Source organism: Alteromonas sp. MMG017 (genome assembly GCF_018100795.1).
Classification (GTDB): domain Bacteria; phylum Pseudomonadota; class Gammaproteobacteria; order Enterobacterales; family Alteromonadaceae; genus Alteromonas.
Window position 1 is genome coordinate 258,530 of record NZ_JAGJDY010000001.1, and the last position, 26,625, is coordinate 285,154.

Consider the following 26,625-nt stretch of genomic DNA (forward strand, 5'->3'; position numbering starts at 1 on the left):
TTACATCATGACGACGTCGTACTTATCCTGGTTGTACAAGGTTTCGGTTTGTACTTTAATTTGCTTCGATACAAACACTTCCAGCTCTGCAAGCATATGCGATTCTTCGCCCATTAATGCTTCAACCACTTTAGGAGAAGCATAAACAACAAATTTATCAGCATCGTATGCGCGGTTTACACGAACAATTTCACGCATAATTTCAAAGCAGATGGTTTCAACGGTTTTCACCGTACCTCGGCCCTTACATACGGGGCATTCGCCACACAGTATGTGTTCAATACTTTCACGGGTGCGCTTGCGGGTCATTTCAATCAGCCCTAGCGACGTAAATCCGTGAATATTAATCTTGGCCCTGTCCTTACTTGTCGCCACTTCTAGACTATGTAAGACACGTCTTTTGTGGTCTGGTTCAATCATATCGATAAAGTCGATTAAGATCATACCGCCTAAATTACGTAACCGAAGCTGCCTAGCAATGGCTTGTGTCGCCTCGGTGTTAGTATTAAAGATAGTTTCTTCTAGGTTTCGGTGCCCAACAAATGCACCGGTATTAATATCAATGGTGGTCATGGCTTCGGTTTGATCAATAATCAAATAGCCGCCTGACTTCAAATCGACCCTACGTTCAAGCGCTCGCTGGGTTTCATTTTCAACATCGTGCAAGTCGAAGATGGGCCTGTCGCCGGTGTAATATTCTAACTTACCGTTCATTTCGGGCACGTATTCTTTTGTGAACTGGAACAGCTCCTGAAAAGACAACTTAGAGTCTATTCGAATTCTGTCTAACTCGGTGCCCACGAAATCACGAAGTACCCTGCGCGCCAGCGGTAAATCTTCATACAGCACATTAGATTTACGCTTTTTCATCCGCGATTGAATTTTGTCCCACAATCGACGTAAAAAAGCGGCATCTTGCTGTAATTCAGCTTTGCCCACTCCTTCAGCAGCGGTACGTAATATAAAGCCGCCGTTTTCATCGCAGAATTCTTGTACAAGGGTTTTTAAACGCTCTCGCTCGGCCTCTTCTTCAATACGCTGAGATACGCCAACATGAGTAACACTTGGCATAAATACTAAATAGCGACTTGGAATAGTAATGTCTGTAGTCAGACGAGCGCCCTTGGTGCCAATAGGGTCTTTCACCACCTGCACAACGATATCTTGGCCATCTCGAACAAGCTCACGAATGTCTTGTTTTTGAATGTGACTGGCTGAGACTTCCTCAGCTATTTCATTGTGAATAACAATGTCAGAAGCGTGCAGGAAGGCCGCTTTTTCAAGACCAATATCCACAAATGCGGCTTGCATGCCAGGAAGTACCCGACTAACTTTACCACGATAGATATTGCCTACTAAGCCACGCTTAGTATGACGCTCTACGTGAATTTCCTGCAATATCCCATTTTCGATGAGAACAACACGAGACTCTGACGGTGTAACATTGATTAGTAGCTCTGCACTCACTACACGACTCCAAATTCTCTAAGTAACTGCCTTGTTTCATACAAAGGCAATCCAACCACTGCGCTAGCACTGCCGTTTATTGCTTTTACAAACTGACCGCCAATACCTTGAATGGCGTAACTACCTGCTTTATCAGCAGGTTCACCTGTGTCCCAGTATGCGTCAATTTCATCGTTCGTCAATGCGGCAAAAGTTACCTTGGTGGTAATAGTTTGTGTTACTTGCTTGGTGTTAGACGCCACACTAATGGCCGTCAATACTTCATGCTGGTTGTTCGATAACATTGAAAGAATGCGTCTAGCGTCTTCTTTATCTTTCGGCTTTCCCAAACTCACACCGTTAAAGGCAATAAGCGTATCAGAGGCTAACACCCGCGTACTTTCACTAAGTGCATCTTCATCTTGTAACCGTGCGAGAGCTGTTTTCGCTTTTTGCTCAGCAAGACGAGCCACTTGCGCTTCAGGCGTTTCATTCACAAGGGCTGATTCATCGATGTCTACGGGCTTTACTGAGTGAGCAATGCCCATCTGATCTAAAAGCATGGTACGACGAGGGGAAGCAGAGGCTAAAACCACTGAATAATTCACGATAGGAGCCTCAAACGTTAACTTATGGAAAACTGGCGACGGGTTTTACGAAGTAGCCAAAACACCCATGGCCATAACAGCATAGAGGTAAGTACAGGCCACAAATAATCCAGTTGGAAATAGATATCTGTAAGTAGGTGCTGCACCCAGAATGTGAGCAAGTGGTAGAGCGAAGAAAGCAACCCTATAACGATAGCTTGTTGCCAAACAGAGTAATTTCGTAGCCGCTGATAGTTCGCTGCCAAAATATAAATTGAGATACTTAAGCTTAGACTGTGAATACCTAAGGTTGTACCCACCAATATATCTACCGCCACGCCGGTTAAGAAGGCCACGCCCACATTCACGCGATGGGGAAGCGCCATGCTCCAGTACGCAAGCACAATCAGCACCCAATCTGGGCGGTATAAATCAACTTGAATAGGTAATGGCACGATTTGAAGGACAAGCGCAATCAAAAGCGTAGTGACGATAACCGAATGACGCTTACGAATCATCTTCAGCCTCCTCATTACTTACCATGTTGCTATTACTCTCACTATCCACATCGCTGTCGATAGATTTACCTTCATCAGACCACAAGAGTAACAAGTACTTTAGTCGGTCTAATTTGGCCATAGGCGTTACGGTTACAATAGAGAATGGGCGACTTTCATCACGCCGTACTTCTTTCACTGTACCCACGGGATACCCTTCAGGAAAAATTTTTCCTAAACCGGAGGAAATCAATACATCTCCTGCTTTAATATCGACACTATGTGGCACATGCTCTAAGTACAGTTCGTTGAGCGCCCCACTGCCAGTGGCAATAAAGCGAATGTCATTACGTTGGGAGCGAACAGGAATAGCGTGGGTCACATCGGCAAGCAATAGCACACGGCTGTTGGTGCTGCCCACTTCCATAACCTGCCCCACAATGCCTTTTTCATCAATGATGGGTTGAGATAAATAAACCCCATCAATGGCGCCTTTGTTGATGACCACCTGCTGGCTGTAGGGGTTTTTATCAACCGCCATGAGCTCGGCCACCATTTTACGTAAGTCGTTACGTACGGGCGCATCCAGCAAATGCCTAAGTTGTTTATTCTCTTGAGACAAGGCTTCAAACCGCTGGAGCTTCTCACTCATGAGCAACAGTTGATTCGTTAGCTTGTCATTTTCTTCGAGAAGATCTTCATGGGAGGTTAAGCGCTGGGCGCTTTCGCTTAGCATTAACCGAGGTAAGTTAGCTAAATACTGAAGGGGGCTCATGAATGAATTTAAATAGACCCGTGTCGATTTAAACCCTTCCACTTTGTGATCCACAAAAATAAGTAACGCTGACAACACAATGGCCAGCGCTAATCTATTATTCAGTGAGGGACCGCGAGTAAAAATAGTATCCATAATACAAAGAAGGCAACCTTAAGGTTGCCTTTCCTGTTTACTCATAGCTAAACAGGTCGCCACCGTGTAGGTCAATCATATCGAATGCCTTACCACCGCCACGTGCTACACAAGTTAGCGGATCATCAGCAATAACGACTGGAATGCCCGTTTCTTCCATTAACAAACGATCTAAATCTTTCAGTAATGCGCCACCACCGGTAAGTACCATGCCGCGCTCTGAAATATCAGAAGCAAGTTCTGGTGGAGATTGCTCGAGTGCAACCATAACCGCTGAAACGATACCAGTAAGTGGTTCTTGCAAGGCTTCTAAAATTTCATTGGAGTTCAATGTGAAGCCACGAGGTACACCTTCAGCAAGGTTCCGACCACGCACTTCAATTTCACGCACTTCTTCACCTGGGTAAGCAGCACCAATTTCATGCTTAATACGCTCGGCTGTTGCTTCACCAATAAGTGAACCAAAGTTACGTCGTACATAGTTAATGATAGCTTCATCGAACTTATCACCACCAATGCGAACCGATGAAGAGTACACAACACCGTTAAGTGAAATGATAGCCACTTCAGTTGTACCGCCACCAATATCGACCACCATTGAACCGGTTGCTTCTGATACTGGCAAGCCTGCACCAATCGCTGCGGCCATAGGCTCATCAATCAAATACACTTCGCGTGCACCTGCACCTAGTGCAGACTCTTTAATGGCTCGGCGCTCTACTTGGGTAGAGCCACATGGAACGCAAACTAAAACACGAGGGCTAGGGCGAAGGAAATTGTTGTCATGCACTTGTTTAATAAAGTGCTGAAGCATTTTCTCTGTCACATAAAAGTCGGCAATAACACCGTCTTTCATCGGGCGGATAGCGCGAATGTTACCAGGTGTTCTACCTAGCATTCGTTTGGCTTCTGCACCTACAGCGGCAACGCTTTTCGGTCCAGCAGCACGCTCTTGGCGAATAGCCACTACAGAGGGTTCGTTGAGTACAATACCTTGGTCTTTAACGTAAATCAGCGTGTTAGCTGTTCCGAGGTCGATGGACAGATCATTAGAGAACATGCCTCGAAGCTTTTTAAACATGAAAAGTGTATTCCTGTTTCTGTGTTATCGCGTGTTAGCAAGGGTGAGATGACGCGCTTTAACGTGAAGTCGATGTTTATCCGCACACTTTAACAATGGGGGCATATTTGGGCAAGCAGAGAACCATTTTTTAAACGATTAGGTTGCGATTAAGTGGAAACCACGGCGCCTTCTACTCACTTCTTACCAACTTCTTGTTAAGTGGCTACTTTTAAACCAGTGGGAGTAGACAAGCATTTAAACCGGAAGTTTCACCTTAATACAGATATTTATTGTTTAATCATCATTGAATCGGTCATCGTATGCGATGAAATTAACTCACTGGCTGTACATTGAGCGGTAGAAGAAAAACGATAGAAATAATAGTCTACGCCTGCAATGGTCGTATTGGTTGTTTGGCAACTGGCTTGGTAGGTACACCCTTCAAGGCCTCTAATTTGGGCAAAAGAAACGGGGCTGTTAATGGTGCCGCTGCAAGATAATGGGGTTGCACCTGCTGGGTTTGCCGTGGCCTTTATATGCTCCAACCCCGCTTTTGTTGCTAGCTGAGAGCGAAACCCTATGTTATCCGCCGCTACCTTGTTGCCAGTAGAAGAAAGTGACGAAGCTAGGGTTAAACCTAACAGCGCCAGCACTATCATAATAAACAGTGCTGTAACCAACATACTGCCTTGCTGACGTTTTAGCGAGATAGGTAAGAACGAAGCGTCCACCACTCCCGCACTAGAAAGTGTTTTTCCTGCTCTATTGCTATTACGCCTTAAAAGCGTTTCATGCACTAAGTATTCTTGAGGCAAAGGTTTACGGCGCATTTTCAATTGCCACCTCGGTCGTTAGACTTAATAATTCATCGCCCTTTTGGGCGCGTAGGCGCAACATCACCATATTATTAACCCCACCGTTCACACTGCGAACCTGAAAAGGGTCGTCGTTTAAGGCACCGCTAGCAGGCGAGGCAGATAAAGCATTAATGAAGTCCACTCCTAGTCTTGGGCTACTTGCCGAAGCCAAAGGCTGAGATGTAGTAAACCCAGACTCAAACCGATGAAGTACTGAATTTCTTAAGCAAAAGCTCACCGCTTTTGAAGCAATATAGGCACGATTTACGAGTGATGCTTCAGCAAAAGCATCATTCACCGTAACTTCGAGAGTGTCGTCTGTGCTGTCTCTTGTTGCACAATCGCCATCTCCGTCATCGGTACAACTTACAATAGGTTGGCGGTAATCATTAGCGGCGTTATAAACATCTAATACACTACTTGGTGCAACAATCACAGATGCACTGGTGGAAAAGGGCTGAATGTTATCGAGTGCGTCCGCAGGAAATAAAATATCGATAGTATTTTCAGCGGCAGGCTGAATGGAAATGTCACTGTAACCTGTTACCACATCAGCAGGCACGAACTGCAAGCAATGCTGAGACGATGATCCCCTTACTCTAACACTGGCAGGCACTGCGCTTTGAAGTTCACGGGCCATACGATTCATTGCAAAAGACGTTTGGGCGACAAGTTGCTCTCTTTCACTTACGCCAACAAATACAGACATGCTACTGGTGACCACTTTTGCGATTCCTGTGGCTATCACCCCCATAACTACTAGCACGATAACAAGCTCTACAAGCGTAAAGCCCCGAGCTTGATTCATGGGTCTGCTATTTACCATCAGTAATTCCACCGATAGCTACTAAAAACAATGGTTTCATCGTTAGGAGTGAGTACCGATACGCGGACCAATTTTGCATTGCCCGTATAGCTACCCACGCCCGCCGCATCATCAATACCATCAAGGTTATCATCGTAAAACACCACTACGTTAAGCTGGTAGCCTTGATATAGACTTTGCTCACTTTGCGTAATGGTTTGACCCGCACTGTTTCGAATAACGCTGTAACCGTGGTAATCATCTACATCATCAAAAGTACTACGATTTTCTCCACTATCTGGCCCCAAGTTTGCGCTAGTCGTGCAGCTAACAGTGTCGCTACATCGCTCACCGGCATTATGCCCACTGCTGTTTTCATCAAATGCCTTACTCAGTATTTCTCGTTGTAACCCTTGAGCGAATACATTAGCTCGGGCTTGAGTAACAGGTGCCACGCTTTGTTGCGCTTGCGCGCCGAGTAAGTTGGTAACAATCAGCATGACAATACTGGTAACCACCAAACCAATCACTATCTCAAGTAGTGTGAAACCTCGCTCAGCACGCATAAATAAGCCCCTGAGCTTCAACGCAAACGCCTACTGTAGCGGTACCCGAAAAAGTCACTCTGCAAATATTTGATGCGCAACTTCCGGTGGCGGTTATTGGCCGACCAAGGTAATCGAAGTCAATATAGGAAGGTGAAGCAACTCCTTCTGAAAACGCAACAGACACTCCTTTACCGCCTATTTCATCACCCCGCGCCGCTAAAAATATGGGCGCATTGGCGGCAATAGTAGCGCCACAGCTGGCTGATTGATTTGCACTGGAGTAATTAACGACAGTAGGCCCGTAGGCACCGTCACCAGACGAACTTACAATAGTTCGATAGCAATAGCCCACGCGATTATCTTGCATAGCCTTGCCTTGAATATTTCGCAAAGAAGAGAGAAAGCGTGTTTGAAGGGAATATTCTGTGTAGCCGGTATCATCTTGTATTCGCGCAGAAGCGACCACGCCTAGGATACCAATAACGACGATGACTATAATGAGCTCAAGAAGCGTAAAGCCAGCGCCTCGGGCTTGACGCTGGCCAGGAACGAAATGCCTGGCCATGTGCTAGGTAATATTTAGCAAGCAGTCGAGGTTAATGTGATAGTCGGTGAACCACCCGCTGCCGCATTTCGGTACTCAACAAAGCAGTTAGCACCTTCAAAACCGTCAGGGTAAATACGTGCCCAAGTTCCATTTGCACTCACGTACCAATCTGTAGTGCCTTGGTCTGCTGCGGTGTTTACTGCGCGAATATCTAGGTTCATGTACGAATCTAATTGCACAGTCGTGGTGTTGTTGTTGTCATCGAAATAGGTGCTGTACGGGTAGCCATAACGAACGTTGATGTCAGTGCCGTTCACGGTGATGGTCGTGTTGGACGATGCAGTCGCGCCAGCAATAATTGCTTTTGCATGGATAGCTTCTGTAGCGCTAATCAGTGCGCCTTCTACCCCTTCTAGCGTAGCAATACGAGCGTCAGTTTGGAAACCTACAAACCGAGGCGCAGCGGTAACCGCTAAAATACCAAGAATTACGATAACGATGACTAGCTCAATAAGGGTAAAACCACGTTGCTGCATAAAAATGTCCTTTTATTTCAATTACGTTTATTATTACAAAAATGACGTTATTGAATATAAAACTTTAGTTTAAAAATCACTACGTTACGTATAAAACTCGATACATAGTTATGAGTTTGAATCATTACTAAATACGATAACTTGACCTATCCGAGGGTCGTACAGAAACCCATCACCTTGTGTATCATTCGTAGGGCTACTGTTCAGATTTTTTATAGACTGGCTAAGGTAATAATAGCAAAGGTCATTACCACTTGCGCCGCTGCCACTACTATTTGTAGCAAAGTATCGGTAACCGTCAAATGGTGACTCTGAAAAACTCGACGTGATGGAAGGCGCACTTTGCATTATTAAACTAAAAATACTTTCGCAGTCTAATGCGGTAATGGCCGTGTCTTGACTGTTACCATCACCGTTAAGCAAGCCTGTGGGATAACCGGTATCCTGATCAACCGCTACGTTAATGCCATCAAGGGTGACAAAGGTTTGATTGGTAGACGCATTCTCTTCCGGCCGACCTTCTATCTCCCACTGTGCGCGCACTAGTCCAACACCTGTGGCGAAACCACCTGCAACGCCCTCAACCGTGGCATCTTCAGCTTGTTCAGTAATATCAAGAAAGCGTGGAATCGCCACGGCCGCTAATAGCCCAAGTAATACGACTACAATCACAAGCTCGATTAGCGTAAAGCCTGATTGCTTTGCTGCTATTTGATGCCGTTGTTTTTTCATTTGGACCATCCCAGTTTTTCTCATTATTAAAATTCAGTTTGTTTGTTACTGTTCGTCTTCTGGAACCACATCACCACGAAATACAAAGTAGTCAAAGTAATCCCCCGCACTTAAGGAAAATCGGCAACGTGCATTCACGGCCTCATCGTCGACTAACTCACCACGGAAATATTCACCACGGACATTAAAACCATTAACTATCATAGGCACGGTTAGCAACGCGTTCCAAAGGGACTTACATCCTTTCACGGAAGGGGACACTTCAGGCCATCCTTCATGACTCATGAGTACAGGCGTACGTCCAACTTCATTACCTTGCCTATCATAGTGCGTAAGCAGAATGCGAACTGGCCGCCCTTCTGACTGCCACTTCCAATGAGCTGTTACTGCAGACTCTTCCAACTTGAGCGCTAACTGCCTAAGCATCTGAGCCTCAAAATTAGCTTCGCTGGTGTTCAGTCGCACTATAAAAACGGCCATTAATGAAGCAAACAACGTGATCACAATAATATTGATAAAGAGGGATCGGTTGTTATTCTTTGCGACTTCGCTTTTCGTCACCATGTTACTACCCTTGCTGCTATTACTTTTTAGCAGTCATTAATTGTTCTTAACATACTGTTATAGCACATCTTTAAGATAGGGAGTTATACGCCTTTTATTGCATTCATCATGTCCCACATGGGGGTGAAAATACCCAGCGCGAGTACCAGTACCATGGCTGCCACTACCACAATCAAAAAAGGCTCTATCTTTGCTGTCAGATTTTTCAGATCGTAATCAACTTCACGTTCATAGAACTCCGACGCCTCAACCAATAATTCATCCACGCGACCTGTCTCTTCGCCTACGCGTATCATCTGCATCACCAGTGGGGTAAAAAGTCCGCTTGCTGCACTCACTCGTGCTAGCCCCTCGCCCTTTTCAATGCGCTCGCGCATCCCAATAATTTTTTGTCCCATATACACATTCCCCACCGCGTCTGAGGTTAAGTTTAGTGCACTGGTTAAAGGGACGCCCGCCCGCAACATCATTGAAAAACTCCGGCAATAGCGGCTAAGTAAAGAACGATTAAAAATACTGCCCACTATGGGCAATGAAAGCTTGCGTCTATCCCAATTCAAACGCCCAATGTTGGTGTTTAATGAACGCCTAATCATGTAGGCAATGAATATCCCGCCAGCTATTAGCATGTACCAATAGTTCAGCAAGAAATCTGATGTGCCAATGAGGGCTCGAGTCATTAAAGGCAACTCGGCATTAAACTTAGAAAACATATCGGCGAACTTCGGAATAACAAAGATATTAAGCACCACAAACGCACCGGCTAAGGCAATAAGCACAAAGATGGGGTAGCGAGTGGCGGCTTTAATTTGTTTGCGAGTTTCTTGTTCGCGCTCTAAATATATCGCCAATTGAGCGAAGGCATCTTCTAACTGACCAGTGTTTTCGCCAACATGAATAATGCTCACAAACAATTGATTAAAAATTTTAGGGTGCTGATTTAAGCCAGAAGATAAGGTTCTGCCTCGCTCTAAACTCACGATAGCGTCTTCTAGAGCAAGTTTAAGGCGAATTGAATTACAGGATTCGGCTAAACCAGATACCGCTTTTAGTAAAGGAATACCCGCTTTGGTTAGAGAGTACATTTGACGACAAAAAATAACTAAATCGTCCAAGGTAACTTCTGGTACAAACCAGCCTTGCCAACCAGATACCACACTTTCTTTTTTAGCGCTCATGGGGGCAATAGCAATGGGCGTTACACTACGAGCGCGCAACATTGCCGCTGCACTTGTTGCATCGTTCGCGTCTAACTCGCCTTCAGTAAGGGCGCCATTTCGTTCGCGCCCCTTGTAGCTAAACCGTGCCATCTATCATTGCCCTATTGCGCGTTGGTGTGGTGTGCGTTGTCAGTAGTTTCAGAAGAGGGGGCATCTTGGGCTACCATCTCAATCAATTTTAAAACTTCTTCTACACTGGTTACGCCCATTTTTGCATAAGTAAGCGCAGATTGAGGTAAAGAGCGATATCCCGCGCTTTTAGTAGCAGCATCGCTAAACCCTTGAATATCGCTGGTCTTTAAATGATTCATCATGTTTTCACTCATTTCGAGTAACTCAAAAACCCCTATTCGCCCTTTGTATCCGGTTTGATTACATTTCTGACATCCGCGACCTTGTTTAAAGGCAACGTCTGCGACATTTTCATCAATACCGTTTAACCACACCTTTTCATCATCCGTGGGTGTATAAGAAGTGGTGCAATTATCACAAATTCGACGTACCAAACGCTGAGCAATAATGCCTCGAAGGGAACTTGCCACCAAGTAACCAGGCGCGCCCATATCTAATAGGCGTACTACACTGGATATAGCATCGTTGGTATGCAGGGTTGAGAGGACTAAGTGACCGGTCAATGCGCCACGAAGCCCAATTTCTACCGTTTCTTGATCACGCATTTCCCCCACCATAATAATGTCGGGGTCTTGTCGTAGTGTGGTTCTAAGTACGTTTGAAAAAGTCAGGTTGATTTTAGGGTTCACTTGAACCTGATTAATACGGGGCAAGCGGTATTCCACCGGATCTTCTACGGTGATAATTTTCGACTTTGCCGTATTTAATTCGCTTAATGCACCATACAAGGTGGTCGTTTTACCGGAACCGGTAGGCCCGGTCACCAAAATCATTCCATGGGGGCGGCGTAATAAATTTCTAAAGCGGGTTAACTGCGCTGAAGGCATACCGGTTTGTTCTAAAGTGAGCAGCCCTGCTGACTGGTCGAGCAAACGCATCACCACAGATTCGCCACCTTGCACTGGCATGGTAGACAAACGTACGTCTATTTTGTGCCCTTTAACCTTAATTTGAGTACGGCCATCTTGCGGTAGACGCTTTTCGGAAATATCTAGCCCCGCCATCAGTTTTAAGCGCAGCACTAACGCCGCCGCTATACTTTTCTCCGGAATAACAGTTTCTTGTAAAACCCCATCTACCCGCTGTCGTATTCTCAGCTGATTCTCATCAGGCTCAATATGAATATCGGACGCTTTTGCTATCACGGCATCTTCAAAGATAGATTGCAGCAAGCGAGCTACTGTTGTGTCTTGATCCCCGGCACCACCAAGCTCTATATTGAAGTTATCTTCGGTATCGTATTCTTCTGCCAGTTCTTGGGCAAAACTCGCAATTTCTTGGGTTTTTCGATAGAAAGTATCGTAAGCAGTAAATAGCTGTTGTTCGCTTACTACCGCGAGTTCAATTTGCCTATTTAACGTTTCTGAAAGATGATCTACCGCGGTTAAATCTGCCGGATCTGACATAGCAACGAGCAGAGTGTCACCTTTATCATCAATAACCAGTGCGCGATATCGCCTAGCTTGAATTTCAGGTAGAAGTAGCACCGCTTGTTGATTAACGCGGAATTGATCGATATCGATAAGCGGAACATTTAAGTGACGCGATAACAATTCAAGCATTTGGTGCTCAGTCACCAGCCCCATTGAAATCAAAGTGGCACCTAACTTACGCCCCGTACTTTTTTGCTCTGACAGTGCCGTCATTAGCTCATCAGCACTTATCAAATTGTGCTGAACAAGAAGGTCGCCAAGGCGAATTCTGGGTTTATTCATTTACTACTTCCCTAAGCCTAGCTATGCGCTCTTGCACATAATGGTGTACGTCTGGTGATAGGGCCTGCTGCGTATCAATCTGTATTACTTGGGAGAAAGCGCTTAACGCCAATGCAGAATGTTGCAGACTGTCAGCACTTATCGCAGCACCTAACCACCACTTGGGCTCTAAAGGTCGCCGCTTAGTTAACGCCAAATAATCGTTAAGAGACTTTTCGAACACGCCATGTTGCTGCAGTAGGTTCGCTCTAAAACTAAGTAACTCAATAGATAAGGGGTTACTGGATGAAGAAACAGCCTCACTCGCGTTTTCTATCGCTACTTCGGTTAGCCCTTGCTTCACATACAACCGCGACAACATAAGGCGAACGCTGTGATCATTGGGTGTATTCACAAGCATTCGTTGTAACAATGCCTGCGCTTGTTCTACTTGGCCGCTGGCAAAGAGTAAGGACGCTAGCTTCTTCTTAGCGCCACTATCACGTGGGTGGCTTTGCACTTTCTGCTGCATCAGCCCAATGGCTGTGTTGTAGTCGTTATTATCAAGGGCTAAACGAACTTGCTCGTCTATCGCAGGGGCGTTTTTAGTGTTATCGACCTGTTTTGAAAAGCGTGGCACGGGTGCCGACTCGACTGTTTTTAAGCTCCCTACCGACTTCGATGCAGTCTGCGCTTCAGCAATGCCAGTGGAGTAAGTATCTGGGCTAGTTATAGGGTTAGGGTTTGCACTAGGGGTTACATTAGCAGCAACCGGGCTCGGGCTTTTCTGAGGTTCACCCTCTTTATCCTCTTTACCTTCCTTACCCTCTATGTTTTTCGCCGTTTCTGAAGAAGTGTCCGGTGCAACTTGGGCAGACGTCTGTACCGTTTTTGATAAAATCTGCTGCGCATCCGTATCGTCGTTTTGTGAAATGCTTGGTTGAGCACTTGCATTAGACGGCGTAGACAAGGAGGCGGGCGACACCGATGATGAAACCGATGGCGCGGGGTTAAGCAGCACCCACGTAACTAACGCGATGGTCACGATAACCAATAACACAACAACGACAGTAAGCGCACTTACTGACTTTTTCTGTGGAGCTTCATAGCGGGCTTGCGATTGTTCAACGCCCTCGCGAGCTTCAAGATCTTTCAGCATTTTATTCACAACACTCATGCCATCCCCCCAAACTCGAGCATACTGGCAAGGGTAACCGAAACCACTGCACCGGCTGCTACCAAAGAAGGCCACAATGCAAGAGAAGCGTACCAAGGCAATGTAGTGGCTTCGGTATCAGCAATCGCCAATTTAATGTGTGATACATTCACTTTGTACTTACCTTCGCCGTACGCCAGCATCATGGCCTTATGACACAATACGTTGACCAGTCTTGGCGTGCCCTTCGTGGCCATAAACATGAGTCGGCAACACGCTAAGTCGAACACCTCTTCTCCTGGATGCCCTGCTACTACTAAGCGATGTTTTACGTAATGGTATATTTGGTCGGTATCCATGTGCGATAGCGAGTAACTGAATGTAATACGCTGCTTTAGCTGTCGCAGTTCTGGCATTGAAAGCTTTTGATTGAGCTCTGGCTGCCCAAACAACACCACCTGCAATAGTTTGCGGCTTTCTGTCTCTAAATTAGTCATTAAACGCAGCGCTTCAATACTTTCAACCGGTAACGCTTGCGCTTCATCAATGACCAAAACAGCACTTCGCTGCTGGGCATTAATATCGATAAGTCGCTCTTGAATACACTGGGTGAAACGCTGCTGATCGCAGGTTTGACCAAAATCTACTCCTAGTTCGCTTGCCACTGCACGGCGCAACTCATCTGGGCTTAAAAGAGGGTTAGGAATATAGGCTGATTGAAAATGCGCGGGTAACTCATTAAGAAACTTTCGACAGATAAGGGTTTTGCCTGTACCGACTTCACCAGTAACCTTAATAAAACCCTCACCAGATTTAAGCGCAGTGAGTAACACCTCACTGGCTTCAATATGACTGGGTAGGCCATAAAAAAAACTGGTGTTTGGCGTTAAAGTAAACGGAAGCTCTCTAATGCCAAAATGATACAAGTACATACTTAATCCACATACAACCAATCCACCATATTTTGGCGACTGGTTTCTAGTTGCTGTTCGAACGTGTCGTGCCCTACAACAGTGGGTTTGAGTAAAATGATAAGTTCTTTTTTCGTTTCGCTAACTTGGCGATTCTTAAATAATTCACCAAACAAAGGAATGTCACCCAATAATGGCGTTTTTGATACCATATCGGTTTGACTGGTTTGCATTAACCCACCTATCACCACAATTTCGCCAGAGCCAGCTCGAATTATAGTGTCTGACTCTCGAATGGTGCTTTGTGCCAACGGCAATACAATTTGCTCATCATCCATGGTCACTACTTTTTGCTGCTCAGCAGTTTCAATAACCGATGGGTGAACATGTAAAAGAACCGTGCCTTTGTCATCAATTTGCGGTGTTACATCTAGCGCAATGCCCGAGAAAAAGGGCGTAAGCTCAATATCCGGTGAAATAGACGTAGTCGTACTGGTTACCGTGCTGTCGCTTGACACATCAGTAACAAAATATTCATCGTCGCCCACTTTAATAACCGCTTTTTGGTTATTAATCGCGGTAACACGTGGGCTTGAGAGCACCTGTACATTCCCTTGCGTAGACAGTAACGACAATACCCCAGAGAAGTCTTTGTTCAAAAATGCGAGGCTTGTTACACCACCTAGGGTAGCACTGATATCATTACCTAAAGTGCCTGCCGTAGTTGAAAGTGAGAAATCAGTATTTCCTGTATTGGCCAGTATCTCATTCCAATTAATACCCTGCTGATAACCGTCATTCAGTTCAACTTCTAAAATTCGGGCTTCCAAAATAACTTGTTTCGTTAAGTTAGCTTCTGAGGTCTTCAAAAAGCGGCGTATGTCAGACAATTCATCAGGCATGGCCCTTACCGTAACTAGGCTGGCTTGCGGAGTCACAAACACAGCACGGCCGTCTTCCTTACCTACCATAGCTTCAAGACTCACTTTCAAGTCGGCCCAAAAGTCTGTTTCAGTGCGCGTGTTTATCGTTGTGCCGTTAGTATTACTGTTGTTCTGACTTCCATAGCTATCGGAACTACTGAAGTTGCCACTGTACGAGCCCGAAGAAGAACCATTGTTGTTATTTTGATTATTATTTTGCGTTACACCACCGGAGGTAATACTGGTTTGAGTTGCCCCGTTTCGCTGCATGTAGAGGTAATTAACGGCAAAGGTTTCAGTACGCATACCAGCAGCGCGCACTTTAAAAACCGTTCCTGAGCGCGCAATGTCATAGCCATATAAGTCACTAAGTAATGACATAACTTCATCTATTGTAACTTGCTTGAGTTGCAGCGATACAGACCCAGTTACTTGCGGATGAATAGCAACACTGTAAGGCGTACCTTCAACCAAGCCTGCGAAAAACGCACTTATAGGCACGCTTTGCGCGTTAACGTCGAAACGTTGTGGCCCGAACAAGCTGTTAGTTGAAGACACACTTTCGGGTGCTGCCAATGCAGCTGATACCGCAGAGGGGATGGGCACTGGGGTATTTACTTGTGAAGATTTACGCGCTTTTTCTGCATCAATTTGTTCTTGTAAGTCTTGTTCAACTTTTGACACAAGCTGCTGCTGAGGCTCTGATGTACTCTGACAACCGGTCATCGCTAAAGATATGCTTAATACTCCAAACAGACGGGGTAACTTGCCCATTTTACAGATCCTCTGATACATTTTTCTTAATTGTTGTTATTGGCGCTAGAGACAATACAGTTCGTACGGGCTTGGCATAACGGGTTTTCAAAATTACCACGGTATTCTTAGTTATGCTTTCTACTTTGCCCTCGGCGATATCATCCCCTTCCCTGACCACTTTATTATTAATAATGGCATGCTTACTTTGCGCAGAATACATAATGGCACTTAAGGAAAACTCCCCTTGCTGCGTAGCACCAATGCCTGCCATTTTGGTATTTCCAGGGCGAGTTGGGTCTTGCTGTGCAAACAACAAAAATGAGCTAAAAGTGAGCACTGTCGTTAGTATTAGTTTAAACACGGATAAATGTCCTTTGCGTGCTAACGGTATAAAACTCTATTGTCACTTTTCCGTTAGGGTAATCGCTGACTTGGTAATCCATCGCTTCCCAATAAAGCTTTATATTTTCTTTTTGAGCACGTTGAAGAAAGTCTCTGATATCAAAATAGCTACCGCTAAACGTTAGGGTTAGGCCATGTCGATAAAGCGTAAGCTCCGATAAGTCTTCACGTCCTGCAAATATGTTAACAGGCGCAATAGTTGCCATAGATTCCAAGCGCACTTGTTGTGCATCATCAAACATACGACTAACCAAAGCTGGCATTTCGTCAGGGGTGACTAGGGTTTTAAGTTCATCTCTAAATCGTCTTTCCAATATCGCATCTTTTTCTTCCAATTCTGCAATGCTTGATATCAAGGCCTCGTCGGGATCCTCTTCTAGCGCTTCGAGATAAATTTGTAATTGTTGGTTTAACGACGAGGTTTGCGTGGCTTCAGATGCTAGCCTTCTTTCCATCGATTGCGACTTTTTCCAAAGGGGCTCAATAAAAAACGTGAAACCAATAAGTACTAACACCACTAAGCCCGCGACGAAGAGCATAATGAGTTCTCGAGGGCTCATGGCGGCCAGTTTACTGTTCAAGCTATCTTTGCTCATTCTGGTGCCACCTCACCGTCTTCATCAGCTGGCTCACTGAGTAACTCAAACGACAACACGCCATTTGGATTGCCATCTTTGTTGATATCACGGCTTAATTTAATGACTTCAAATTCTTTTTCTTCAAAGTAGGTAGCGTTTCCTAGTCGTTTTAACCACGCTGGCAGTGCACCTGGGTCGTTTACCTTGCCATATAATGACAATCGCTCACTGTGCACCACAAATCGCGTTAGCCATAGAGAACCGTCTGCAACATCGGCAAAACCATTTAGTGCTTGGTAAAATGGCGCCTGCTCTCGGGTTTCTTGCCCACTCAATTCTTCGATAAGTAATGTTTTTTGGCTGACCGAAAGGTTTAACGTTTCGAGTTCTTCAGATAAAACTTGTGATGGCTTTCGTTCAGCTAATTGAGATTTCGCCATGGCTAAGTCTTCATCAAGCTGGATAGTTCGCTCTTGCGCTTGGTTTAACACTGCACTTTGTTTTTGAACCGTCGCGCTCAACCTCATGGTAACTAGCACGACTACCAATAATGTCAGTAACCACACTACGAGCATTGTGCCTACGTTCAACCAGCGAAACTCCGGTTTAAACTCTGGCCAATAGAGGTTAATCCGCTGTCTCATTTCAGCTCTCCTGCAGTACTCATAGTAGGAGGTGCCATAGGTTGTGGAACCAATGCACAAAACGCAGCACTTAAGCTCACCAAGTTCAGTCGATAAACATCAATGTCTTCGCTGACTTGAATAGGCGAAATTAACTGGTCGATTTGTGCCGGAATTAACTGGCTGAGCTGCATCTTAAGCGTAGTAGAATGGGGGGAGTCTAACCGAAATAAAACCGACCGGATGGGCGGTTGGCGCAACTGACTTTCAAAGTGATCCATAGAACGTTGAATTTGCACACCCAAATTATCAAGCAGTCCCATTTCCAATTCTTCTTGGGAAAAGGAGCCAATATTTTCAAAACCTTTTAACCGCCGAGAAGAATAAAGGTTTCCATCTTTAACCACATTCAAAACCACTTCTTCACCGGCTTCTTGTGTTAACAGTACGGTGGCGCTTTCCATTGACGGCATGAGCTCGCATAGCGCTAATTCAGCAGTCGTGATTTCTTTTAAAGTGACATCAGCAGAATGGATATGGCTGACAACATCAGCAATGACAGAGCGAGGTAACGCGAACACGTTTACCTTGTTAGTGCCTGCAAGAGGCACGGGCAAATCGACATAATCAAATACATAGGCTTTGTCGCTACCCAATATTTCGGCAACAGACCATTGCAGTGCACCGTGAACTTCATCGTTCTCAACATTTGGGCGGTCTAGTTGTAACGCGTTGTACCAACTGTGAGACATACACACGCAAGTTGAGATACCAAGAAGGTTTTTTTCCTTTAGCCAAGTTTGAAGCTTTTCACCCCATTTTTCTGGCGTTACCGTTTCTACGTCAACTAAAACTACTGAATCTTGCTCACGCTTTACTATGCAGAAAGATACAGACTCAGCGTCTACAGAAACACCGAGCATATGTTGCTTGGGAACACGTCTAAATTTCTGCTTTAAGTATTGGCGCCATCCAATGTGCATTGTAAAATCTTTGACCATGAATAATTGTGTTATTACAACAAAGTAATAACAATAGCACCAGTAGACGAAAGTTGTTTATTTTTAAGAATATTTTAATTTTTTATTAAACGCGTCACACCCCAATAACCGTTATTTTTCTCCGTTATTTTCCAGCCTCTTTTAGCCAGAAAAACACGAATATAGCGATTACTCATACCGTGTCCAAACACAACAATTTGAGCGTGCTTTTCGGCTTTTTTTTCGAGTGCATGAGCAGCTTTACCCACGCGATTTTTAGCCTCAATAAAAGACTCAAACCGCCCCGTTTTCCCGCAAATCCACATTAGCCTGTTTAATAAAACCCAATGCCACGCTTTTAATCTTAGCGGTAGCCTGTAGTAGGGAATATCCATTTCTTTTAATTCGGGAATAACTTCAACTGCGGGCTCGCCCATATAATAGCTCGCTGAAAGCTGTGCTCTTTTTAGCGGGCTAGCGATGATGTGGTGTGTGGCAAACCGGCGCTTTTCATTTGGGTAATGGGCGCTGTCTAAAGGTGACTGATTGTATTGGCGAACCCAATTGGTAAATTCACCCGCACTTAATTTATTGTTGTGAGCAGACTGTGGCTTCCCGTGCCGGATCAGAATTATTTCCTTCATCCTACCCTCCTTTTTTATCAATAGCGTCAAAACTAGATAGCTAAATATATTGCCATTTTTAAGTATATTGAACAAAAAAAAGCCCGCACTTTGTGAAATAAAAATACGGGCTTTTTAAGATTTTATAATGAATATCTACGCAGATTGCTGCATATCAACACTTTTTGAAACACGGCTCGTGATATAACTTTCTAGGCTGACTTGCTCGCTTTGATTTAAACGTAAACCATGTTTAGTACGGCGCCAAATTACGTCTTCAAGGGACATCGCCCACTCGTGATCAATAAGGTAGTCAACTTCAGCTTGGTACATGTCGGCACCAAAGTTTTCACCCATGCTATCGAGTTCGTTTTTGCCTTCAAGGAACTTAATACACAACATGCCGTATTGGCGCGCATAGCGAACCCCTACCGATTCAGGTAACCATGGGTAGTCTTGTTGAAGCTGTTTAATCAAATCTGCTTTATTAGTGAACGCACCACCTGGAAGTGGTACATCTTTGGTCCAGGCTTTGCCTGCTTTTGGAAACAAACTAGTTAGCTTATCTACGGCATGCTCGGCCAGTTTTCTATAGGTGGTAATTTTTCCACCGAAAATATTAAGTAATATTGGTGAAGACTCAGTTCCGCTTAGCTCCACTTTATAATCGCGAGTTAGCTCTTGAGCAGACGCATTTTTTTCTTCAAGCAATGGGCGCACGCCACTGTAGCTATGAACAATATCGCTTTCGTCAATTTTCGTTTTGAAGTACGTATTAACCACTTCAACCAGATATTCAGTTTCAGCTTCAGAAATAGCGGCTTGCGATGGCTCTCCAACATAGTTCTCATCGGTAGTGCCAACAAGTGAAAAGTCATCTTCGTAAGGGATAACAAAAACAATACGGCCATCTTTATTTTGAAGAATATAAGCTTCTTCTGTGTCGTAAAGTTTAGGCACGATAAAATGACTGCCCTTCACCATACGCATTGCGTTAGGGTTTTTGGTGTCGGCAAGTCTATCTAGAAATGAAACAGCCCATGGCCCAGCTGCATTAACCACAGCCTTAGCATTAATTGTAAACGTTTTCCCTAATGAGTCTTTTAAAGTGACTTTCCATAACTTATCTTGTTTTTCAGCACTAATACATTCAGTACGTGTATAGATGCTAGCACCCTGGTCTTGAGCCGCTAGTGCATTTAATACCACTAAACGAGCATCATCTACCCAACCATCTGAGTATTCAAAACAGGTTGTAATATCATTAACCAATGGGCCTGTGGGTGACGTCGACATTTTCTTTGAGCGCGGCAATACATTGCGTTTGGCTAGTGAATCGTACAAGAACAATCCAATACGAATCATCCATGCAGGACGAAGATGCTTTTGATGAGGTAAACGAAAACGTAAAGGCCACATAATATGTGGGGCTTTTTCTAATAGTACTTCACGCTCGGCAAGTGCTTCTTTTACAAGGCGGAACTCATAATGCTCTAAATAACGTAAACCACCATGAATTAACTTGCTGCTAGACGAAGACGTAGCACCTGCAAGATCGCCTTTTTCACATAGTGCTACCGAAAGTCCGCGACCGGCCGCATCTAATGCTACTCCGGCACCATTTACACCGCCGCCAACCACTAATACGTCAACGGTTTGTGTACTATTTGTATTCTGATTCATGTTCTCGCCCCTTTCGGCTTCACTAGCATGCTGGCTATTTGACAACCAAAAAGAAAACATGTCAACACAAAACGAACATTAACGAACATTCTTGCGCAATTTTAACCTACACGACTTAAGCGCCGGTTAAACATAGACTCACAGTTTATAAGAAACTCTTATGGAGGTTAGGTATTCCCACATGCTCTATGTATAGCCATTAGCTTACTTAACCCTAGCAGCTAATAGGTGGGTAACAAGGCTGGTGGGTCATTACAGCAATGCCAACTACAAAGCTGTTTTTTGGAGGTAGCGAAGAGACTGTTAAGTTGTTACAAAGGTAATAGATTGGCCGCTTAGGCTTTAATGAAACTGATGTTGTTTTCGTCGATAATTTTTCGAATAGCAGGAGGCGGTGTTTGGTCGCACACCAGGCAATCCACCTGGGAAATATGCCCTTGTTCTACCATGGCTCGACGCTCGAACTTACTATAATCTGCTGCAAGAATAACGTGCTGGGTGTGTTCCAGTATCGCTTGCGATACTTTTACTTCCCTAAAGTCAAAATCAAGCAAGGCACCATCAGCGCTTATTCCACTTATGCCTATAATGCCGTAATCCATTCGAAATTGACTAATGAAGTCGCAGGTTGCTTCCCCAATAATACCCCCATCTCGGTAACGTACTTCGCCCGCGGCTATAATCACTGAGAAGTCTTCTTTCGCAGAAAGAATGGTCGCGACATGAATGTTATTTGTTACCACGTGCAAATTTTTATGATTAAGCAACTTGCTAGCTATCATTTCGGTGGTGGTGCCAATATTTATAAATAGCGAAGCCCCGTCGGGTATCATGTCAGCCACGGCCTCAGCGATTCGTTCTTTTACTTCGCTGTTTTGTGTTTTGCGTTCTTGATAAGGGGTATTCTCCCAACTTCGATTAAGCCCCGCGCCACCATGGTATCGACTAACAATACCGGCCTCAGCAAGCTGGTTTAGATCGCGACGAATAGTTTGGGGGGTAACGTCACAGCGAGTGACCAAGTCGTCAATAGACATGAAGCCATTTTGTTTGATAAAGCTAACAATTTTTTCGTGTCTTTGGGTTTGGTTCATTGGGTCATTCCTTGTGGCGATTTAGCCATTATACGTGGTTCACCTTTGCCTGCCTATGGCAATTCGAACACTCAAATGTTCGTTTTCGAAAATATAGCATTGTTAAACTGGTGTAAATGATGCAAACTCTTAGCAAATTATGTTCAGGAGACGTGTCATGGGCCAATACATTCTTGCCATAGACCAAGGAACCACGAGTTCACGTAGCATTATCTTTGCACCAGATGGCGCCATTGTAGCCGTTGCGCAACAAGAGTTTTCTCAGAAGTATCCTCAAGATGGATGGGTAGAGCATGATCCTGAAGAAATTTGGGAAAGCGTAACCACTACCATGAAGCAGGTATTTGATAAGTGCTCGTTATCACCTGAAGATATCGCTACGGTTGGCATCACCAACCAACGTGAAACCACGTTGGTTTGGAACAAAGACACAGGAAAGCCTGTATACCCCGCTATAGTGTGGCAAGACAGACGTACCGCCCAGCAGTGTCGAGAGCTCGATGACGATGAAAGTCTGGTAGCGCATATCAACGAATCCACAGGTTTGTTGCTAGACCCTTATTTTTCAGCCTCTAAATTGGCTTGGATCTTAGACAACGTTGAAGGTGCGAGAGAACAAGCCGAAGCAGGCGATCTTCTTTTCGGTACGGTGGACACCTTCTTAATATGGCGTTTGACCAACGGCGAATCACATAAAACCGATGCGACCAATGCTTCACGCACCATGCTGTTCGATATTAATGAGCAATGTTGGGATGAGCGTTTACTCAGCACCTTTAATATCCCTAAATCAATGCTTCCTGAAGTCATGGATTGTGCTGATGAATTTGGTGTTGTGAGTAAAGATATCTTGGGCTGTACTATCCCTATTCAAGGTGTAGCCGGCGACCAACAGGCTGCGCTTGTTGGCCAAGCCTGTTTCGAAAAAGGCATGGCAAAAAGTACCTACGGTACAGGCTGCTTCATGATTTTAAATACGGGCGATGAGCCGCTTCAATCTAAGAACCGTTTGTTAACTACCGTCGGCTACAGGCTAAATGGTAAAACCACATACGCCTTAGAGGGCAGTATCTTTATGGCCGGCGCTACCGTGCAATGGCTACGGGATGGCTTGAAGCTTATTGATGATGCATCGGAAACTGAGGCCTTGGCACAAAGAGCCCGACAAGATAATGGTGTATTCCTTGTTCCAGCATTTACCGGACTAGGCGCTCCTTATTGGGATCCCGATGCCCGAGGTGCAATTCTAGGCCTAACTCGAGACACCGGCATTAGCGAAATTGTTGCCGCAGGTTTGCAATCGGTATGCTATCAAACCAAAGACTTACAAAAAGCCATGGAAAGTGATGGCGCAAGGCCAACGACTATTCGCGTAGATGGCGGAATGTCTCGAAACGATTGGGTAATGGGATTCTTGTCTGATGTATTAGGCGCAGAAGTTGAACGCCCCGAAATTACTGAAACCACCGCACTTGGTGCAGCATTCCTTGCAGGTCTTCAAGCTGGTGTATTTACCTCTGTTGATTCGCTTACCGAGTGCTGGAAAAGCGACAGTATTTTCACACCTCGACTTTCAAAAGAAGAGCGCGATAAGGCCTATGACGGCTGGAAAAACGCCGTTGCCCGCATTCGCTGCAGTTAATTTACTCCTTCCTTATACAGCGCGGTAATAAACCGCGCTTTTAATATAAAAAAATATTTTTATAACATTGTCATTACAATGTAAATTTGTGTTACTATCAAAAATTAAGGAAAACGTTTACCTTTTTCCTTATAAATAAAACCCTATAAAATTCATAGTGTTAATAATAATAAATTGAACTTTGGGTTACAGAATGTGTAAAGAAAATGTTAACTAGCTTGGTCGAGTTGCCAAATATAAGCTAAATGTTAATTAAAATATGTAAAACACAGCCGAAATACGGAGAAAACATAGTGACACATAAAACCAACACATCAATGATAGGTCCTATCGCGAAACGCTCACTTTTAGGTGTTGCTGTCGCAACTGCCCTATACGCGCCAGTTGCACTATCTCAAGAAGCTAATACAAGCTCTGCGAACGATGCCCCTGTTGAGGTTATCGAAGTACGCGGTATTGTAAGCAGCTTGAAACGTGCCATGGCTGACAAGAAAGAAAACTTAGCCGTTTCTGATGGTATCGCTGCAGAAGATTTGGGTAAATTCCCAGATTTGAACGTTGCTGAATCACTACAACGTATTACGGGTGTGTCAATTGACCGTAGTGGTGGTGAAGGTCAACAAGTTACTGTGCGTGGTTTCGGTCCTCAGTTCAATACTGTACTTGTAAATGGTCGTCAGTTAGCTTCTGATGACGCGGGTCGCGCGTTTAACTTTGATATTTTAGCCGCAGACCAAATTACAGGTGCTAATGTTTATAAGAGTGGCGTTGCTAACCTTCAATCAGGTGGCATCGGCTCTACTATCAACGTTTCTACTGCTCGTCCTTTCGATTACGATGGATTCCAAGCAGTAGGCAGCGTTAAAGGTATGTACGAAAGTTTGTCTGAGGAAGTATCTCCTCAAGCCTCTTTCTTAGTAAGCAATACCTTTGCAGACGACAAACTTGGTCTATTGCTCGCCGTTTCACATCAGGAACGTGAAGTTCAAATTAACCGAATTCAAACCGCGGGCTGGCGTCCAGGTTTAACGCTTTCAAACCGTAACGACGGTGTGATTGCTGAAAACGTTTACCTGCCTCGCAACTGGGATCAAATCGTAGATCAGCAAGAGCGTACTCGTACTAACGCATCTTTGGTTGCGCAATACGCACCTACTGATGACGTAACTATTACCCTTGATGGTTTTGTATCAAAATTTGAAGTTGATTCTCAAGTAACTGATTTAGCATCATGGTTTGAGCCAGATCGTGTGGGCTCGGCTACCATCAACCCAGAAACAGGCACTGCAATTCAGTTCACACAAGAAATTGATTTGCACCAAGGTAGTGGTAACCCTGCTTCTGACTTCGTATCTTCTACTCGTAACGTTCGTGACGTAACCAGTAAAGGTTTCGGACTTAATGTTGATTGGCAAATTAACGATGCACTTTCAGCAACGTTTGATGTTTCTAACTCAACAGCAGAAAACGACATCGCTGGCGAAGGTCGCTTTAACGTTGTTGGTATCATCAATAACTATGAGTTCGACGGCACAGGTGGTGTTCCAACCGTTCGTCATGATGGTTTCGTAGACGGTCAACTACCGGATATTGCTTTAAACCGCCTTCATTACAACGACCTAGGAAACACGGTAGCGTCTGATGATGAAGTAACTGAATACAAAGCTGATTTTACATACCTGCCAGACTCAGACGTTTTCCGTAAAGCAGATTTCGGTATTCTTCGTTCAGAACGTGAAAAATACGTTTACCAAATGTTTGCTTCAGAATGTTTATTCTGCGGTTACGGCACAGAAGCCCCAATCGATGAACTAAACATTCGTCCATTTACAGCAAACAACTACTTCAGCGGGTTGATTGACACTTGGTACACTTATGACGGTGATGCATACCTTGACTACCTAGCGTCGCAAGGTGCACCAGTAGTACCAACACTGCAACCTAACTACTACAATATCGATGAAGATGTTACTGCGCTTTACGCACAGCTTGAGTTTGGATACGACATCGGTGATATGCCGTTAACCATGAACTTTGGCGCTCGTTACGAAGAGACCAACGTTTCAGTTACTGCGGTTCAGGCATTTATCTCTGATATCGTTCCAACCACCGACTTAACGTTGTTCGCTAACCGTTTCGCGCCAGCTGAAGATATTACTGGTTCAAGCTCTTACGCTAATGTTCTTCCAAGCATCAACGTGAAGTTAGAAGTTCAAGAAGACATGATTGTTCGTTTCTCACGTTACGACTCACTATCACGTCCTACTATGGATCAAATGTCGCCAGCGACTACGTTCGGTGAGCCACGTCGTCAGAACTTACAAGCGAGTGGTGGTAACCCTAACCTTAAGCCTTTCGAAGCTGAAAACTGGGATATCTCATTTGAGTGGTACTACAGTGACGACTCTGTGTTCTCATTTGCATTGTTCAGTAAAGAAGTTGAAAACTTCATCGTTACCTTATCTGGTGAAGAATCTTATTCTATGACAGATCGTAGTGCAGCGAACGGTTACCGATGTGCAGAAGATACTTGTGCAGTAGGCGTTCAACTTGACCCTACGGATCCAACTCGTGACGTAGTCGCTGACACTGAAGAGTTAAATGGCGAAAGCGAGATTTACACAGTAACTCGCCCTCAAAATGGCGAAACTGCAACGGTTAATGGTTATGAAGTTGCACTAACTCACGTCTGGGATAACGGTTTCGGTATTACTGCGAACGCGACTGTTGTAAACAGTGATGCTGAAGTATCTGATGACGTTACACAAACGTTTGCACTTGAAGGCCTTGGTGATTCTCAGAACTTAATTATGTTCTACGAAAGAGACGCCTTCCAGGCACGTGTTGCATTTAACAACCGTGAAGCCTTCTTGTTTGCACTTGATAACACTTCTGTAGGCGGTGCTACTGGCGAGCCAGTAACCACAGAAACTTACGGTCAGTGGGATGTAAGTGCAAGTTATGACATCAACGAACATTTCACTGTGTTCTTTGAAGGCATTAACGTAACAGAAGAAGAACTTTCACAGGTTGGTCGCTTTGCTGACCAAACATACTCTATTGAAGATAACGGCTCTCGTTACGCAGTAGGTATTCGAGGTTCATTCTAAGAATAT

Annotated in this window: 26 protein-coding genes; 2 read left to right on the forward strand and 24 right to left on the reverse strand. The window is 44.6% G+C overall.

What is annotated here, in order from left to right; translation table 11 throughout:
- From rng to J8L84_RS01270, 24 genes are all read right to left on the reverse strand, one after another.
- Window positions 1-1,467 carry a ribonuclease G gene (gene rng, locus J8L84_RS01155; protein ID WP_013785851.1) on the reverse strand — a complete coding sequence of 489 codons (1,467 nt, stop codon included), beginning with the start codon at window positions 1,465-1,467 and terminating at the stop codon, window positions 1-3.
- Window positions 1,467-2,054, reverse strand: a complete 588-nt coding sequence (locus J8L84_RS01160; RefSeq protein ID WP_211069079.1) for a Maf family protein — start codon at window positions 2,052-2,054, stop codon at window positions 1,467-1,469. The genes rng and J8L84_RS01160 overlap by 1 nt, the downstream gene beginning before the upstream one ends.
- 17 nt (window positions 2,055-2,071) lie before the next feature.
- Complete coding sequence (gene mreD, locus J8L84_RS01165) at window positions 2,072-2,548, reverse strand: rod shape-determining protein MreD (protein WP_041453083.1); 477 nt, start codon at window positions 2,546-2,548, stop codon at window positions 2,072-2,074.
- Window positions 2,541-3,440 carry a rod shape-determining protein MreC gene (gene mreC, locus J8L84_RS01170; protein WP_211069080.1) on the reverse strand — a complete coding sequence of 300 codons (900 nt, stop codon included), beginning with the start codon at window positions 3,438-3,440 and terminating at the stop codon, window positions 2,541-2,543. Before mreC ends, mreD begins: the two co-directional genes overlap by 8 nt.
- Window positions 3,441-3,477: 37 nt before the next feature.
- The gene (locus J8L84_RS01175; protein WP_013785855.1) at window positions 3,478-4,521 is read right to left on the reverse strand and encodes a rod shape-determining protein; all 1,044 of its coding nucleotides are present in this window, start codon (window positions 4,519-4,521) and stop codon (window positions 3,478-3,480) included.
- Between the two features lie 269 nt (window positions 4,522-4,790).
- Window positions 4,791-5,333 carry a hypothetical protein gene (locus J8L84_RS01180; RefSeq protein WP_211069081.1) on the reverse strand — a complete coding sequence of 181 codons (543 nt, stop codon included), beginning with the start codon at window positions 5,331-5,333 and terminating at the stop codon, window positions 4,791-4,793.
- Window positions 5,323-6,168 carry a prepilin-type N-terminal cleavage/methylation domain-containing protein gene (locus J8L84_RS01185; RefSeq protein ID WP_211069082.1) on the reverse strand — a complete coding sequence of 282 codons (846 nt, stop codon included), beginning with the start codon at window positions 6,166-6,168 and terminating at the stop codon, window positions 5,323-5,325. The genes J8L84_RS01180 and J8L84_RS01185 overlap by 11 nt, the downstream gene beginning before the upstream one ends.
- Before the next feature lie 17 nt (window positions 6,169-6,185).
- The gene (locus tag J8L84_RS01190) at window positions 6,186-6,731 is read right to left on the reverse strand and encodes a prepilin-type N-terminal cleavage/methylation domain-containing protein (protein ID WP_211069083.1); all 546 of its coding nucleotides are present in this window, start codon (window positions 6,729-6,731) and stop codon (window positions 6,186-6,188) included.
- A complete protein-coding gene (locus tag J8L84_RS01195) occupies window positions 6,721-7,278 on the reverse strand; it encodes a prepilin-type N-terminal cleavage/methylation domain-containing protein (protein WP_211069084.1) in 558 nt (185 codons plus the stop codon). Before J8L84_RS01195 ends, J8L84_RS01190 begins: the two co-directional genes overlap by 11 nt.
- Before the next feature lie 14 nt (window positions 7,279-7,292).
- Complete coding sequence (locus J8L84_RS20535) at window positions 7,293-7,796, reverse strand: type II secretion system protein (protein ID WP_211069085.1); 504 nt, start codon at window positions 7,794-7,796, stop codon at window positions 7,293-7,295.
- Between the two features lie 108 nt (window positions 7,797-7,904).
- Window positions 7,905-8,537, reverse strand: coding sequence for a prepilin-type N-terminal cleavage/methylation domain-containing protein (locus J8L84_RS01205; RefSeq protein WP_211069086.1), 633 nt, complete (start codon window positions 8,535-8,537; stop codon window positions 7,905-7,907).
- A 36-nt stretch (window positions 8,538-8,573) separates the two neighbouring features.
- A complete protein-coding gene (locus tag J8L84_RS01210; protein ID WP_211069087.1) occupies window positions 8,574-9,092 on the reverse strand; it encodes a hypothetical protein in 519 nt (172 codons plus the stop codon).
- An 83-nt stretch (window positions 9,093-9,175) separates the two neighbouring features.
- Window positions 9,176-10,402 carry a type II secretion system F family protein gene (locus tag J8L84_RS01215; protein ID WP_211069088.1) on the reverse strand — a complete coding sequence of 409 codons (1,227 nt, stop codon included), beginning with the start codon at window positions 10,400-10,402 and terminating at the stop codon, window positions 9,176-9,178.
- Window positions 10,403-10,413: 11 nt separating this feature from the next.
- Window positions 10,414-12,159 carry a GspE/PulE family protein gene (locus tag J8L84_RS01220; protein ID WP_211069089.1) on the reverse strand — a complete coding sequence of 582 codons (1,746 nt, stop codon included), beginning with the start codon at window positions 12,157-12,159 and terminating at the stop codon, window positions 10,414-10,416.
- On the reverse strand, window positions 12,152-13,315 hold the full coding sequence (locus tag J8L84_RS01225) for a tetratricopeptide repeat protein (RefSeq protein ID WP_211069090.1): 1,164 nt from the start codon (window positions 13,313-13,315) through the stop codon (window positions 12,152-12,154). The genes J8L84_RS01220 and J8L84_RS01225 overlap by 8 nt, the downstream gene beginning before the upstream one ends.
- On the reverse strand, window positions 13,312-14,226 hold the full coding sequence (locus tag J8L84_RS01230) for an AAA family ATPase (protein ID WP_211069091.1): 915 nt from the start codon (window positions 14,224-14,226) through the stop codon (window positions 13,312-13,314). Before J8L84_RS01230 ends, J8L84_RS01225 begins: the two co-directional genes overlap by 4 nt.
- Before the next feature lie 2 nt (window positions 14,227-14,228).
- Window positions 14,229-15,902: a pilus (MSHA type) biogenesis protein MshL gene (gene mshL, locus J8L84_RS01235; RefSeq protein ID WP_211069092.1), complete on the reverse strand. Its 1,674-nt coding sequence runs from the start codon at window positions 15,900-15,902 to the stop codon at window positions 14,229-14,231.
- Between the two features lies 1 nt (window position 15,903).
- On the reverse strand, window positions 15,904-16,245 hold the full coding sequence (locus tag J8L84_RS01240) for a hypothetical protein (protein ID WP_211069093.1): 342 nt from the start codon (window positions 16,243-16,245) through the stop codon (window positions 15,904-15,906).
- Window positions 16,238-16,882, reverse strand: a complete 645-nt coding sequence (gspM, locus tag J8L84_RS01245; RefSeq protein WP_211069094.1) for a type II secretion system protein GspM — start codon at window positions 16,880-16,882, stop codon at window positions 16,238-16,240. The genes J8L84_RS01240 and gspM overlap by 8 nt, the downstream gene beginning before the upstream one ends.
- The gene (locus tag J8L84_RS01250) at window positions 16,879-17,508 is read right to left on the reverse strand and encodes a hypothetical protein (RefSeq protein WP_211069095.1); all 630 of its coding nucleotides are present in this window, start codon (window positions 17,506-17,508) and stop codon (window positions 16,879-16,881) included. The genes gspM and J8L84_RS01250 overlap by 4 nt, the downstream gene beginning before the upstream one ends.
- A complete protein-coding gene (locus tag J8L84_RS01255) occupies window positions 17,505-18,470 on the reverse strand; it encodes an MSHA biogenesis protein MshI (RefSeq protein WP_211069096.1) in 966 nt (321 codons plus the stop codon). Before J8L84_RS01255 ends, J8L84_RS01250 begins: the two co-directional genes overlap by 4 nt.
- A 92-nt stretch (window positions 18,471-18,562) precedes the next feature.
- Entirely contained in the window at window positions 18,563-19,111 is a 549-nt protein-coding gene (locus J8L84_RS01260) for a histidine phosphatase family protein (RefSeq protein WP_211069097.1), read from the reverse strand.
- Window positions 19,112-19,246: 135 nt separating this feature from the next.
- Window positions 19,247-20,773 carry a glycerol-3-phosphate dehydrogenase gene (gene glpD, locus J8L84_RS01265; RefSeq protein WP_211069098.1) on the reverse strand — a complete coding sequence of 509 codons (1,527 nt, stop codon included), beginning with the start codon at window positions 20,771-20,773 and terminating at the stop codon, window positions 19,247-19,249.
- 335 nt (window positions 20,774-21,108) lie between these two features.
- Complete coding sequence (locus J8L84_RS01270) at window positions 21,109-21,867, reverse strand: DeoR/GlpR family transcriptional regulator (RefSeq protein WP_057794610.1); 759 nt, start codon at window positions 21,865-21,867, stop codon at window positions 21,109-21,111.
- A 157-nt stretch (window positions 21,868-22,024) separates the two neighbouring features.
- Between J8L84_RS01270 and glpK the strand changes: the two genes are divergently transcribed.
- Window positions 22,025-23,509 carry a glycerol kinase GlpK gene (gene glpK, locus J8L84_RS01275; RefSeq protein ID WP_211069099.1) on the forward strand — a complete coding sequence of 495 codons (1,485 nt, stop codon included), beginning with the start codon at window positions 22,025-22,027 and terminating at the stop codon, window positions 23,507-23,509.
- A 317-nt stretch (window positions 23,510-23,826) separates the two neighbouring features.
- The gene (locus J8L84_RS01280; RefSeq protein ID WP_211069297.1) at window positions 23,827-26,619 is read left to right on the forward strand and encodes a TonB-dependent receptor; all 2,793 of its coding nucleotides are present in this window, start codon (window positions 23,827-23,829) and stop codon (window positions 26,617-26,619) included.
- The last annotated feature ends 6 nt before the right edge of the window (window positions 26,620-26,625 follow it).